The organism is Porphyromonas sp. COT-052 OH4946 (assembly GCF_000765965.1).
GTDB lineage: Bacteria > Bacteroidota > Bacteroidia > Bacteroidales > Porphyromonadaceae > Porphyromonas > Porphyromonas gulae.
Genome location: NZ_JQZY01000014.1, coordinates 319,493 through 332,183 on the forward strand (window position 1 = coordinate 319,493; position 12,691 = coordinate 332,183).

Annotated in this window: 14 protein-coding genes; 1 reads left to right on the top strand and 13 read right to left on the bottom strand. The window is 51.4% G+C overall.

The genetic code is table 11. The annotated features are described in order from the left end of the window. Nucleotides 1-70: 70 nt before the first annotated feature. The 10 genes from HQ50_RS06395 to HQ50_RS12590 form a co-directional block, all read right to left on the bottom strand. Nucleotides 71-2,140: a M13 family metallopeptidase gene (locus HQ50_RS06395; protein ID WP_052074901.1), complete on the bottom strand. Its 2,070-nt coding sequence runs from the start codon at nt 2,138-2,140 to the stop codon at nt 71-73. 18 nt (nt 2,141-2,158) lie between these two features. Next, nucleotides 2,159-3,061: a nucleotidyltransferase gene (locus tag HQ50_RS06400; protein WP_039429190.1), complete on the bottom strand. Its 903-nt coding sequence runs from the start codon at nt 3,059-3,061 to the stop codon at nt 2,159-2,161. Nucleotides 3,062-3,242: 181 nt separating this feature from the next. After that, nucleotides 3,243-3,377 (bottom strand): hypothetical protein, encoded by a 135-nt coding sequence (locus tag HQ50_RS12380; protein WP_255327691.1) that lies wholly within the window; start codon nt 3,375-3,377, stop codon nt 3,243-3,245. Between the two features lie 105 nt (nt 3,378-3,482). Continuing rightward, complete coding sequence (locus HQ50_RS06405) at nt 3,483-4,064, bottom strand: RNA polymerase sigma factor (RefSeq protein WP_039420030.1); 582 nt, start codon at nt 4,062-4,064, stop codon at nt 3,483-3,485. A gap of 146 nt (nt 4,065-4,210) precedes the next feature. After that, nucleotides 4,211-5,860, bottom strand: coding sequence for a diphosphate--fructose-6-phosphate 1-phosphotransferase (locus tag HQ50_RS06410; protein WP_039420029.1), 1,650 nt, complete (start codon nt 5,858-5,860; stop codon nt 4,211-4,213). 195 nt (nt 5,861-6,055) lie between these two features. Beyond that, nucleotides 6,056-6,370, bottom strand: a complete 315-nt coding sequence (locus tag HQ50_RS06415; RefSeq protein ID WP_018965216.1) for a DUF1905 domain-containing protein — start codon at nt 6,368-6,370, stop codon at nt 6,056-6,058. Beyond that, nucleotides 6,345-6,782: an RNA-binding S4 domain-containing protein gene (locus HQ50_RS06420; RefSeq protein ID WP_018965215.1), complete on the bottom strand. Its 438-nt coding sequence runs from the start codon at nt 6,780-6,782 to the stop codon at nt 6,345-6,347. The genes HQ50_RS06415 and HQ50_RS06420 overlap by 26 nt, the downstream gene beginning before the upstream one ends. A gap of 6 nt (nt 6,783-6,788) precedes the next feature. Continuing rightward, complete coding sequence (pth, locus tag HQ50_RS06425; protein ID WP_039425115.1) at nt 6,789-7,346, bottom strand: aminoacyl-tRNA hydrolase; 558 nt, start codon at nt 7,344-7,346, stop codon at nt 6,789-6,791. Between the two features lie 141 nt (nt 7,347-7,487). Next, nucleotides 7,488-8,066 (bottom strand): 50S ribosomal protein L25/general stress protein Ctc, encoded by a 579-nt coding sequence (locus HQ50_RS06430; protein ID WP_018965213.1) that lies wholly within the window; start codon nt 8,064-8,066, stop codon nt 7,488-7,490. A gap of 296 nt (nt 8,067-8,362) precedes the next feature. Continuing rightward, entirely contained in the window at nt 8,363-8,494 is a 132-nt protein-coding gene (locus HQ50_RS12590; protein WP_369684642.1) for a DUF1661 domain-containing protein, read from the bottom strand. Here HQ50_RS12590 and HQ50_RS12155 point away from each other — a divergent pair. Beyond that, nucleotides 8,466-8,591, top strand: coding sequence for a hypothetical protein (locus HQ50_RS12155; protein ID WP_235314710.1), 126 nt, complete (start codon nt 8,466-8,468; stop codon nt 8,589-8,591). The two genes, HQ50_RS12590 and HQ50_RS12155, sit on opposite strands and share 29 nt — an antisense overlap. Nucleotides 8,592-8,703: 112 nt before the next feature. On the opposite strand, the gene bioA is transcribed toward HQ50_RS12155, so the two are convergent. The 3 genes from bioA to HQ50_RS06450 form a co-directional block, all read right to left on the bottom strand. Further along, nucleotides 8,704-9,984: an adenosylmethionine--8-amino-7-oxononanoate transaminase gene (gene bioA, locus HQ50_RS06440; RefSeq protein ID WP_039429193.1), complete on the bottom strand. Its 1,281-nt coding sequence runs from the start codon at nt 9,982-9,984 to the stop codon at nt 8,704-8,706. Continuing rightward, a complete protein-coding gene (bioB, locus tag HQ50_RS06445) occupies nt 9,974-10,966 on the bottom strand; it encodes a biotin synthase BioB (protein WP_039429194.1) in 993 nt (330 codons plus the stop codon). The genes bioA and bioB overlap by 11 nt, the downstream gene beginning before the upstream one ends. A gap of 191 nt (nt 10,967-11,157) precedes the next feature. Further along, nucleotides 11,158-12,690 carry a peptide MFS transporter gene (locus HQ50_RS06450; protein WP_018965208.1) on the bottom strand — a complete coding sequence of 511 codons (1,533 nt, stop codon included), beginning with the start codon at nt 12,688-12,690 and terminating at the stop codon, nt 11,158-11,160. Between the last annotated feature and the right edge of the window lies 1 nt (nt 12,691).

Consider the following 12,691-nt stretch of genomic DNA (forward strand, 5'->3'; position numbering starts at 1 on the left):
AGAGAGGCTGCGCCCCAAGGAATAATCCTCGGAACGCAGCCTCTTTTTCATATGGGAGTTGTTGGTCAGCTTACCAAACGACTACACGCTTTTCAGGCTCCAAATACATCTTATCGCTGGGCTGTATATTGAAAGCTTCGTAGAAAGCATCGATATTGCGCAGTGCTTGATTGACGCGTAGCTCGCCCAAGCTGTGCACATCAATCTGTGTGAGGCGGAGAACCTCTTCCGGACGAATATTTTGTCCCCATAGACGGGCATAACCGATAAAGAAACGCTGGTCGGGAGTGAATCCGTCGATTTCTTCCATTACCTCACCCTTGGCCGCATTGCGGAAAGCCAGATAAGAGACGAGGAGACCACCCTGATCCGCTATGTTCTCGCCAAGTGTCATATTACCATTGGCACGAACACCATCGGCTACATAGATCTCGCTGAACTGATCAGCCAGCTTTCGGGCTGTGGCCTCGAACTTCTGAGCATCTTCAGCAGTCCACCAGTTGATCATATTGCCGTCTTTGTCGAAGTTGCGTCCTTGATCGTCGAATCCATGCGTCATCTCGTGTCCGATCACTACGCCGATACCGCCATAATTGACAGCATCGTCTGCATCCATGTTGAAGAAAGGTGGTTGGAGGATAGCTGCAGGGAAACAAATTTCGTTCGTGGTCGGATTGTAGTAGGCATTGACATCCTGCGGATTCATCAGCCAACGCTCGCGATCTACGGGCTTACCGAGGTCAGCCATATTGTCGTCATGCATCCATTTGGTGGCGCGCTTGATGTCGGCATAGTAACTGTCGCCCTTGATTTCCATCTTGGAATAGTCTTTCCACTTGTCGGGATAACCGATCTTGACGATGAAGGAATTGAGCTTTTCCTGAGCTTTCATCTTCGTGGAGTCGCCCATCCATGTGAGCATATTGATACGTTCTCCAAGAGCCGTCTGCAAGTTCTTAACGAGTTTGAGCATACGTTCTTTTGCTTCGGGCGGGAAGTATTGCTTTACATAGACTTCGCCCAGTGCTTCGCCGAGAAGGCCGCTTACCATACCTACGGAACGTTTCCAGCGAGGATGCATTTCGGTAGTTCCACTCAGCGTCTTGCCGAAAAAGTCGAAACGGGCTTGCTCGAAGTCATCGCTCAGATAGTTTGCTGCACCACTGATCGTGCCGGCGAGGAGATAGTCCTTCATTTCATTCAGATCGGCTTTGGCAAACCAAGAGTCGAACTTCTTGAAGAAATCGAGTTGCTCCACATCCCACTCTTCAAGGGAGGCGAGCTGACGATCGGCGAGGTAAGTGGTCCAATCGAAGCCTTGGTACTTATCCGTAAATTCCTTCACCGCCATCTTATTGTAGTTACGATGGGTATCGCGTAGTTCTTCTTTGCTGTAGCAGATTTGTGCCAGTTCGGTTTCCATCTTCATGGCATTCTCTGCAATACGAGTAGCGGCCTCTTCATCGTAGCCGGCCAGCTTGGCAATCTTATTCAGGTATGCTACATACGCCTCACGTATTTGCTGAGACTTGGCATCCTGCTTGAGATAGTAGTCGCGATTGTCAAGAGCCAAGCCGGTCTGGGTGATATGGAAGATATTCATCTCGCTATTCTTGGGATCGGCATACACATACGATCCGAAGAACGTGCCTCCACCCATATTATCCTTTGCGGCAGCATACTTCACCATGGCTGCTCTGTCGGCAATAGCTTCGATCTCTCGGAGATCTTCCTTGAGAGGAGCAGCTCCGTCTTTATTACGCTTGACGCTATCCATAGCTTGGCGGTAGAGCGTAGCTATACGATACTCGTTAGTGCCCACTTCGTACTGTCCTGCTGCGAGGTTGTCCACAATCAGGTGTACACGCTCGAGCGTGCTGTCGCGCAGGATGTCGAATGAGCCATAGCGACTGTAAGCTGGTTTGAGCGGATTGTTTTTCATCCAATTGCCATTACAGTAGCGATAAAAGTCGTCCTGCGGGCGTACGGATGTATCCATGGCACTGAGGTCGATGGCCGGTACCGGCTCACGCTTCCTGTCAGTACCGTTAGTCTGACCCTTATTGCCATTGCAGCCGGTCAGCACCAATGCGCCGATCATTGCCGGCGTAAGGCAAAGAAACTTGATTGTCCTGTTCATTGTTTGTGATATTTGGCGTTAAAACAATTTCGTTGGGTATTCTCCGGCTTCTGTCAGCTCCCGTAGCTTGGCTACGACATTGGGGCGATCAGCCGAATAAGTGACACCGAACCATTGAGCAGTCGTATCGAGGACTTCGACCGAAGCTCGACCGGTGCTAATAAGATCGTTCACAACATAAGGGATGAAGAACTCGCTCTTCAGCTCCTGTCCATGAGCGTTCAGGAAGTTGATGAACAGTTCTTCCGAATAGTCGAAGTAGTCAGGAGTAAATCCCCACATATTCATCGAAACGGGTGCATCCTCTGCCAGCGTACAGATCTTTCCAGTCTCATCTCGGAATGAGATAGTACCGTCTATGCGCTCGATACCAGTACGCTCCACCACACCGGTGAGCAAATGTTTTTCGTCTACCTGGCATACTCCACGCGAAACGCCGCCGCTTTCGCTCAGGGTATTACCAACACGGTAGCCGACCATGCAGTATTCGCCTTGCTTACCCTCCAGCGTCATGAGCTTACGAGCTAGAACTTCGAAGCCGTTGCGTCCATAGAAATCGTCCGCATTGATGACGGCAAAAGGTTCGCGAATCGCATCCCGTCCCATCAGAACGGCGTGATTCGTTCCCCATGGTTTCTCGCGCCCTTCCGGACAAGAGAATCCTTCCGGCAACCGATCCAATTCCTGAAAGACCAACTCGACGGGGATACGGCCTTCGTACTTGGTCAGGATTTTTTCGCGAAATTCTTTTTCGAACGAATGACGGATGACAAAGACCAGCCGACCGAATCCGGCACGAATGGCATCGTAGACGGAATAGTCCATGATCGTATCGCCACCGGGGCCTATGCCGTCCAGTTGCTTGAGACTACCATAGCGGCTGCCCATACCCGCAGCCAAGACAAAAAGTGTGGGTTTCATCGGTTTCTAAAAACTCTTTTTTATATGTAATGCTGCAAAGTTACGATTATCCACAAAGGGAGCAGCCGAAACTGTACAGGTTTTCATACCTCTGTACAGCTTCGGCCGCTATATCTTTCCAGTAGGGGATGCTCCGAAACGCTATTCCTTATTACTTGTACGGAAAAGGAAACAACTGCTATCACGAGCAACGTGAACGGGCCATAAGTTTGAGCTTGTCAAGGATTTGTTTGTGTCTGAGGCCGCATCGCTCTTCCGCTGCATCGAAAACGATTTGCAGCTTCTTGCGATCAAGAATACGGTAGATGTCTGTCATAAGCATACTCGCCAAAAGAGTTAAGGATGAAAGGAGTCGTTCTCCTTCTTTCCATCCTTTTAGAGAACGCTTACGACTGGTTTATTATTGTATGAGGAATATCGGCTAAGCCGACATGCCCATCATTTTGCGCAGATTGATCAGCGCATACCGCATGCGACCGAGTGCCGTATTGATGCTTACTCCGGTGACATCTGCAATCTCTCGGAAGCTCATGTCCTCCCAGTAGCGCATTCTCACGACTTCCTGCTGCACTTCGGGCAGGACACTCAGATACTGTTCCAACTCTTCGATGGTAGCCAGCTCGATCAGTTGCTCTTCTGCCGTCAGATTGCTGTCCGCCACCTTTTCTACCGGAGCGGCATCGTCATCATCGAAAGACTGTACTCTCGCGCCTTCCCCTTTGACCCTACGATAGTGATCCATGACGAGGTTGTGCGCCAAGCGTAACAGCCAAGCTTTGAATTTACCGGCAGGAATGTATTGTCCGCGACGAAGCGTGTGGATCACTTTGATAAAAGTGTCCTGAAAGATATCCTCCGCCAAATCGGCGTCGTTCACGGAAAAACGGATGTAAGTATGAACTACAGCATCATACCGGGACAGTATGACATCGAAAGCCTCATCGCATCCTTCTGTATAAAGGCCGACCAATTCATCATCGGTCAGCTTGTGGAAACTACTCATAGGAGAATCCTCTTTATTTATTGTTCAGAAGGTAGAGATGCGTCGATAGGCTATTCTTTTAGATGAGACTTATTGCAAAGAAAAACATTTTTTTCAACAACACAAACAGAGACAAGCACTTATTTGGCGGAATAATGTACGTGCCGTCAGCGGCCGTTCTTTTCCAAGCGGAGCGTCATGGTAGGGCTGTCGCACACATGCTCCGGTCCGAAGAACTGTATCGGGCCGGGGTAAACATACTCGGTGCTCAACGCCCATTCGCGACGCATCTCGCGCAATGCTCGGTACGGTTCGCCGTCCATATCCACCAGCGCTTTTCGAATCACGGGCTTCATCTTTCCGCTCCTACGCTCCATATTCATCATCATCGTCATGGGCACGCCACCGGCTTCCCATTCGGATACAGGGTCTGCCGTATTCTTGATCGCAGCCATGTAGCCAGTCTTGCCTGCAGCGATCAGGATAGAAGCTGCACGTCCGAGGCAGTAGCAGTAGTTGGCATCGAAGTTGGAAGGCATGGCACAGCGTCCTTCGTAGCCGAAGAAGTGGGTGAGGGTGCTGAAGCGTCCTTGGAATCGTCCTTCTTCCGCCCATTCGGCCAGCTTCTGAGCCGTCATATCCGCCAAGAGCTTCTCGGTGGCGATGAGCGACACCTGTACATTGCCGTGAGGATCGCGGTCGGCAATCAACTGCCGAGCCACATCTGCCGGCAAGCTGTCGTACAGGCGGGAGTTTTCGGGACTGAGTTTGTTTTTGATATACTGTCTCTGCGCCGAACGTTTGATGAGCTTGAATTCGGCATCATTTTGGGAAAGAAACTCATTCAGCTCCTTGATCAACCTCTTCATGGCCGGCAGGAATTCGATCAATCCCTCCGGGATCAGTACCGTCCCGAAGTTCATTCCTGCCTCTGAGCGACGCACCACGGTCTCGGCGATATAGGTCACCACATCGTCCAGATAGTAATTGTTGGCCTCCACCTCTTCGGATACGATACAGATATTGGGGTGGGTCTGGAGGGCGCACTCCAGTGTAATATGAGATGCCGAACGCCCCATCAGTTTGATGAAATGCCAGTACTTCCGAGCCGAATTGCAATCGCGCTGGATATTACCGATCAGTTCGCTATAGACTTTGGCAGCCGTGTCGAAGCCGAAAGAGGTTTCTATCTGTTTGTTTTTCAAGTCGCCGTCGATCGTCTTCGGACAGCCGATCACTTGTATTCCGGCATCGATCGAAGCATAGTATTCGGCCAGGATACAGGCGTTGGTGTTGGAGTCGTCGCCACCGATGATGACCAATGCCTTGATGTCCAGCTCTCGCAATATCTCCAGTCCGGCTTCGAACTGTTCGGGCTTGTCCAGCTTGGTGCGTCCGGAGCCGATCATGTCGAAGCCCCCCGTATTGCGGTATTCATCTATTACCTCAGCAGTCAGTTCGCGATACTTATGCTCTATCAGACCATCCGGCCCCATAAGAAATCCGAAGAGCCGGCTGTCGGGGTTGAGCAACTTCATCTCATCGAACAGGCCGGCTATCACATTGTGTCCGCCCGGTGCCTGCCCGCCCGAGAGGATAACCCCCACATTCGTAGGAGGATACTCCGTCCGCTCTCCTCCGGATGCGAAAGAAATAAGCGGCAAGCCGTATGTATGGGGGAAAATAGCAGCAATCTCTTCTTTGTCCGAAACCGCCTCCGTAGCTTCTCCTTCTATTATCTTCACTGCTCCCTGCAGAGACGCAGGCATTTTAGGCCGGTAGGACATCCGCGCCAAATGTAGTGCACTCTTTGCCATAATAATAAGCTGAACTTAATGTGACAGTATCTCCGGCGAATAGCATCTACACACAACGGAGACAAAACAAACTTAATCATTTATTTCCGCCTTGCAGTCGAAAGAGGATCCGTATCCATCCATCGTGCAAGGACTATTCTTCACTTCTGCCGACTCCCACAGACAAGCTATCTGCAGGAAGCGATAGCAATCATTTCAGACAGGTAGGAGGGTAACACGCACGCTATCCCCCGGCTGCTTGCCTATGGCTCGCCTAATATCCTGCCGCAGACCGAGTATGTGACAGGGCAAGCCCATACGAACGATAGACCCCGTATAGGGATAACCGTCGAAAGTAGCCTTGACCCTCACACGCCCTTTGCCATATACTGCTTTGACGTCGAATGGAATCTCTACGTATGCGGCATCCATATCGGCCACCTTTCGGATGACGGCCTCGAATTCGATCGGAGAATGCGTGCCGTTATCCTCAGAAAAGGGGGCCTCAGTCTTCGGAAAAATCTTCTTCATCCCAATCGAACGACTCGAATGAATACTGCTGATGCGGCATCTCTTCGCTAAACTGCTCCAGCTCTCGCCTATCCTTTTTGGTCGGACGCCCGGTACCTTTGGCCCTATCCACGAAGCCCGAAATGCGCTGCATCTCGAGTATCTCGTACTCTTCGGGAGGAGTGATATTCTCCAGAAAGTCCTTCACCAGCTTGGCACCCATCCGATTCTGAGCCAAAGCCAGAATGCGAAAGGAGTAGGTCACCGGAGGTTTCCTTACCTGAATGACGTCGCCTACACGTACCATGCGCGAAGGCTTGGCTTGCAGTCCGTTCACCGTCACGCGGCTCTTCTTGCAGGCATCCGTGGCTATCGTTCGTGTCTTGAAGATACGTGTAGCCCACATCCAACGGTCTATCCTTACCTCTTCCATCTCTCTTTAGTTGTACTGGTTCATCGTCCTTTGGATGCCGGCCAAGCAAAAGCTCTTGATGATCTCCACGGCATGCTTGGTCAGCTCCGGCAGCTTCTCCTCCTCTTCGGGGGTAAAACGGCCGAGAACGAAGTCCACCTGCCTTCCTTTGGCGAACTCATGGCCCAAGCCGAAACGCAGACGGGCATAATCGACCGATCCCATCACCTCGGCAATGTTCTTCAGTCCGTTATGCCCCGCATCGCTTCCTTTGGGTTTCAGCCGCAAAGTACCGAAAGGCAAAGCCAAATCGTCCACAAGGACGAGCACCTGTTCGCGAGGGATATTCTCCTGTTGCATCCAGTAGCGAACGGCATTGCCACTCAGATTCATATATGTATTCGGTTTCAGCAGGATCAGCTCCGCATTCTTCACACGCATACGGGCTATCGCTCCGTAACGAGCTTCCACGAACTGCACGCCGCCGTCTTCGGCCAGAGCATTCACCATCCGGAAGCCCACGTTATGTCGCGTACCGTTGTACTCTCCACCGATATTGCCAAGACCGACGATCAGGTATTTCATATGCTATGAGTAAGATAGGACTCTCGAATACGGAAGAGCCGCCTCCGTAGCCCCGCGTCAGGGGTATCAGGGGGCGGCTCTCCTTCATTATGAGAAAGCCGGAACTTCGATCGAAGCTCCGTCTTGCTTCTGTACGTTTTTTTACTGTTTCTTCACGGCTGCACCACGGGCTGCACGAGTCAGCTTCACGGCACATACCACGGCGTTCTTTGCATTCATCAGGGTCAGACCTTCGAAGTGGAGTTCACCCACCTGTATCGTCTTGCCGAGCTGCAAGTTGGAAACGTCGATATTCAGTTTCTCGGGGATCTCGCTGTAGAGAGCTTTCACCTTGAGCTTACGCATTTCCAAGCTCAACTTACCCCCTGCCTTCACACCTTCAGCGTGTCCGGTAAGGACTACAGGTACTTCCATTACCACAGGCTTTTCGTCCGTTACCTGCAGGAAGTCGATGTGGATGATACGGTCTGTCACCGGATGGAATTGTATTTCCTTCAGGATAGCCTTGTATGAGCCACTGCCTTCCACGGTCAGCTCCACGAGGAAGATCTCAGGTGAGTAGATCAGATTGCGCACGGCATCCTGCGATACGATAAGGTTTACGCCTTCTCCTTTTCCGCCATAGAGAACGGCAGGGATCTGATCTTCTTTGCGAATGGCCTTGGCAGCCTTCTTTCCGAATTCGGCACGAGGAGTACCAGTCAGTTGAAATGTTTTCATTTTCTTTTCTTGTTTGTGTTACTCAAAATTAGTCTTGTCCTAATTTCCCATCACACCTGCCGCCTGAAGCCGGAGGCCATGAGTCATCAAAAACGCTGCAAAGATAGGAAAAATAAAGAACCCGCGTATAAACCTTACAAATCCGGAAACAACGAGTAATACTCTTGGAGACAATCAAATGGCCCCTCTTTTGAAGGACATGGCACAGGCCGATCTGCCTTTGAGAGGCTGTGTCGTTTCGGAGGAAATTGTCTGAGAGTTTTTCAGTGGCGGCAGGTTCCTGCCGGTTCGGTCGTTTACGCCCCGGAATTTTCGTGTTTGTGACGTCTAAAAACATGGCGCGTAAACTTTTTCGCGCCGGCGCGGGAAGTAAAAAATTTACGCGCCGGAACGAAAAAAATCTCGAGCCATTTTTCCGGAAAACTCAGACCGCAATCGGCAGATTTTTGGGACGTATGGGCAAGGTTGCGATTGTTCGAATGCTCGTTAAACGGGATCTCAGAAAGAGAAGCCGGCAGGCACTAATCGGCACGCGGAGAGCAAATGTCAAACTCGTACGGAAGTATTGGCATATTCGCCGACTCCCCCCCCCTCGAATCAGGCACAAATCGTGGGGTTATCGGACAAATGACATGGATCAATCCTGACTGAGTACGCGGAGAAGTCCGTGCGTGAGGGTGCGAAGATCTTCCGGCGATATGATGAAGGGTGGCTCCAGATAGCAGAGACGGCCGAAGGGGCGCACCCAGATTCCTTCTCGGACGAATCGCTGCTGTAGCGTGGCCATATCCACGGGCTGCTTCATCTCCACTACGCCGATGGCTCCGAGCACCCGTACTTCGGCCACGCTATCGAACGAAATGGCCGGTGACAACTCTTCGCGCAGCTGTGCTTCGATGGTCTTGACTCGTTCCTGCCAAGGGCTTTCGAGCAGCAGGCGGATGCTTTCGGTCGCTACGGCACAGGCCAGCGGATTGCCCATGAACGTGGGGCCGTGCATGAAACAGCCGGCTTCGCCCGAACATATCGTCCGAGCTATCGCTTCGGTCGTGATCGTAGCAGAGAGAGTCATATAGCCGCCGGTCAATGACTTGCCGAGGCAGAGAATGTCCGGTACCGTAGCAGCATGCCGGAGAGCAAACAGTTCGCCCGTGCGGCCGAATCCGGTAGCTATCTCATCGAATATCAGCAATACGCCGGCTTCGGAGCAGAGTCTGCGAGCTTCGACGAGATACCGGGGATGGTAGAAATACATACCGCCGGCTCCCTGCACGATGGGTTCGAGGATGAGGGCTGCCAGCTCCGCTCCCTTTTCGGAGAGGAGATCTCGGAGCGGCTCCATATCCGCCGGCAGCCATTCGCCTCCGAAGCGGCTCTTCGGCTGTGGCAGGAAATACTGTACGGGCAAGGCTCCCGAGAAAATGCCATGCATACCGGTGACGGGATCGCATACGCTCATGGCGTGCCACGTATCGCCGTGGTAGCCCGAGCGGATCGTGGCGAATCGGGTACGCCTGCTCTGTCCGCAGGCTTGCTGATATTGGAGAGTCATTTTCATGGCTACCTCCACAGCCACGGAACCGCTGTCGGCATAGAAGATTTTATTCAGCTCGGACGGCAGGATGCTCAGAAGCAGTTCGGCCAATTCTACAGCCGGGCGATGGGTGAAACCGCCGAACATGATATGGCTCATCTCCCGAAGTTGCCGTTCTACGGCGGCATTCAGCCGCGGATGATTATAGCCGTGTATGGCCGCCCACCACGAACTCATGCCGTCGATCAGTTCGCGGCCGTCTTCCAGATAGATGCGTACTCCCTCGGCTCGCTTCACGGGGAATACGGGCAATGGATCTATGGTCGATGTATAGGGATGCCAAAGGTGGTTGCGATCCAATTGCAGCATTTCGTCAATGGTCATAGCTTACCTCCCAGTCTGTATCGTTGGTCACTTGAAATCCGCATTCCTTCGCGAGCTGCATATCCTCAGCGGCTTTGCTTCCCGTTGTGGTGAGGAGGTCGCCCGTAATGGCTGCGTTGATACCTATATATATAGCCTTGCGCTGAACGGCAGGGCTTAGTTGTGCCCGTCCTCCCGAAAAGCGAAGAAAAGCTCGAGGATTGATCAGCCGGAACAGTGCCACCGTCGTCAGGTACTCCTCTTCGGTCAGGGGCGGAGTTTTCTCCAGCGGAGTGCCGGGGATCGGCTGCAGGATATTGATCGGGATGGAGTAGACATCGATGCTGCGCAGGAAGAAAGCAAATTCGATCCGCTGCTCCATCGTCTCCCCCATGCCGATGATTCCGCCACTGCATACACGCATTCCCACACGGCGTGCCGCTCGGATGGTGGCGAGCTTTTCGTCCTGCGTGTGGGTGCTGCACAGGGAGGGGAAGAAACTCGGAGCCGTCTCCATATTGCAGTGGTAGGTGGTCACCCCGTTGTCGAATAATATCTGTAGTTTCTCCTCGGAGAGCAGTCCTAAGGAGGCGCAGCATTTGATGTCCGTTCGTTGCTTGATGGCACGATAGCTTTCGGCCATCTGCCTTATCTCGTTCATAGACGCAGTGCGTCCGCTGGCCACAAGGGAGAAGCGCCCGATACCTTGCCGCCTGTTGTAAGCGGCCTGTTCGGCGCAAACCGTGGCCGTAAGAAGTCCGTATCTCTCTATCGAAGTGGCATAATGGTGGCTCTGAGCGCACCATTTACAGTCTTCGGGGCAGTTGCCGCTCTTGGCATTGATGATGGAGCAGGTGTCGAACTTATCACCCATGAAATGTCGGGTGATCCGATGTGCAGTCTCGTAGAGAGTTTCCTTATCGACAGAGGAAGCCAGCAGGAGGGCTTCCTCAAAAGTTAGTTCGCCACCGTTTATCAGTCTGTTTTCGATCGTCTGAATCATATGTGGAAGCGGAGCAGATCCTTTCCGGTCTGCATCCGCGACAAAAGTAGAAAGAAGCTCCGGCAATAGAAACTAATCGCCCTACAGCCACGATGCTATTGCCGCTCAAGCCGAAAACAATAGAATATAAAAGAGGCTGCCTCATCGAGATGAGACAGCCTCCAGGAAGCGTCGGTCTTAACAGACGTATATTACTTCGCTACTCGCTCCAGCCACTTAACCATGGCCAACATCGTGAACATGGAAATGAGACATGCTACCACGAATACAGCCCAAGTAGCCCAGATAGGAATGTTCTCATACATAATCGTACCGATAATGAGAAGCTGATTGCCCAAAGCGGTAGCTCCCAACCAGCAGCCCTGCATCACAGCTTGAAGGTGAGGAGGTGCTACTTTTGACACGAATGACAATCCGAGAGGACTGATGAACAATTCTGCAATGGTAAGGATCAAATAAGTTCCGATCAGCAAGAAAGGTGTAACGCGCTGTGCGTTCGTAAGTCCGCCTAAAGCCTCACGCTCGGCAGAAGTAGGCAGACCTACTGAACCGATGGACATAATCACAAAAGCCAATGCAGCGATTCCCATACCGATAGCAATTTTCTTCGGAGTAGAAGGTTCGATACCTTTAGAGCGTAGCCATCCGAAAATACCGATGATGATAGGCGTCAGGAATACAACGAAGAACGGATTGAATGACTGGAAGATTTCGGCACCTTTGATTCGAGTGAATCCCAAATTGATGTCGATCATACTCAAATCCGTGTAGTCATTTGCAAAGAATGTAAGCGTAACACCATTCTGATGGAATGAGAACCAGAAGAAGATAACTACTGCGAATACAGCAAAGAGAGCATAGATGCGCTGACGTATTTCCGTGCTGCTCATTTGGATTTCCGCTTTGGCTTCTGCCGTAGCTGCTGCTTTCTTGCTGGGGTCGGGAAGTTTCTTCTTATTGGCAATGTAAATTGCAATAGAGATAAACATTGCAACGATTGCTGCAGCAAATGCATAATGGAATCCGGTGTTGAAGATATTGAGATATTCGTTTGCAAAGGCAGAGAAGTCCGTTACAGTTCCACCACTTACCTCTCCTGCAATGCGTTTGAATGTCTCCATCGCTTCGGGAGTAATGGTACCATTGATGAGCTTATGACAAAGGGCAGGTAGGTCCGGGTCATATTCGAATCCATGACTTTGAACCCAACCATTACGGATACCTGTTGCAATCATCGGAGCAAAAAGGGCTCCAACATTGATGAACATATAGAAGATTTGGAATCCGGTATCACGCTTGTCGGAATAACGAGGGTCATCATACATCTGCCCTACCACAGCCTGCAGATTGCCCTTGAATAGGCCATTACCAAAGGCTATAACAAACAAGCCAATACAGGTAAGCGTCAGATAAAGCGCAAAATTAGGCACCGGTGTAGGTGTAGGGATAGCGATCATCGCGTAGCCGAGAGTCATGAGCATAAGACCGGCAAAGATGGTTCCCTTGTACTTCTTCGTTTTGTCAGCAATGTACCCTCCGGCCAAGGCCAAAAGATAAATCAGCGCATAAAAAGTAGCATAGATAGTGGTGGCTTCTGTTTTTTCGAGACCGAATTTGCTCACAAGGAAGAGAGCCAGAATTGCCATCATGATGTAGAAACCGAAGCGTTCGCCCATATTAGAGAGGGCTGCCCCGATCAGTCCTTTAGGGTGATTCTTTAGCATA

Bases quoted from the DNA above. Each gene is read 5' to 3' on its own strand.
- HQ50_RS06395 (WP_052074901.1), bottom strand. From the start codon at position 2,140: ATGAACAGGACAATCAAGTTTCTTTGCCTTACGCCGGCAATGATCGGC.
- HQ50_RS06400 (WP_039429190.1), bottom strand. From the start codon at position 3,061: ATGAAACCCACACTTTTTGTCTTGGCTGCGGGTATGGGCAGCCGCTAT.
- HQ50_RS12380 (WP_255327691.1), bottom strand. From the start codon at position 3,377: ATGACAGACATCTACCGTATTCTTGATCGCAAGAAGCTGCAAATCGTT.
- HQ50_RS06405 (WP_039420030.1), bottom strand. From the start codon at position 4,064: ATGAGTAGTTTCCACAAGCTGACCGATGATGAATTGGTCGGCCTTTAT.
- HQ50_RS06410 (WP_039420029.1), bottom strand. From the start codon at position 5,860: ATGGCAAAGAGTGCACTACATTTGGCGCGGATGTCCTACCGGCCTAAA.
- HQ50_RS06415 (WP_018965216.1), bottom strand. From the start codon at position 6,370: ATGAAGAAGATTTTTCCGAAGACTGAGGCCCCCTTTTCTGAGGATAAC.
- HQ50_RS06420 (WP_018965215.1), bottom strand. From the start codon at position 6,782: ATGGAAGAGGTAAGGATAGACCGTTGGATGTGGGCTACACGTATCTTC.
- pth (WP_039425115.1), bottom strand. From the start codon at position 7,346: ATGAAATACCTGATCGTCGGTCTTGGCAATATCGGTGGAGAGTACAAC.
- HQ50_RS06430 (WP_018965213.1), bottom strand. From the start codon at position 8,066: ATGAAAACATTTCAACTGACTGGTACTCCTCGTGCCGAATTCGGAAAG.
- bioA (WP_039429193.1), bottom strand. From the start codon at position 9,984: ATGACCATTGACGAAATGCTGCAATTGGATCGCAACCACCTTTGGCAT.
- bioB (WP_039429194.1), bottom strand. From the start codon at position 10,966: ATGATTCAGACGATCGAAAACAGACTGATAAACGGTGGCGAACTAACT.
- HQ50_RS06450 (WP_018965208.1), bottom strand. From the start codon at position 12,690: ATGCTAAAGAATCACCCTAAAGGACTGATCGGGGCAGCCCTCTCTAAT.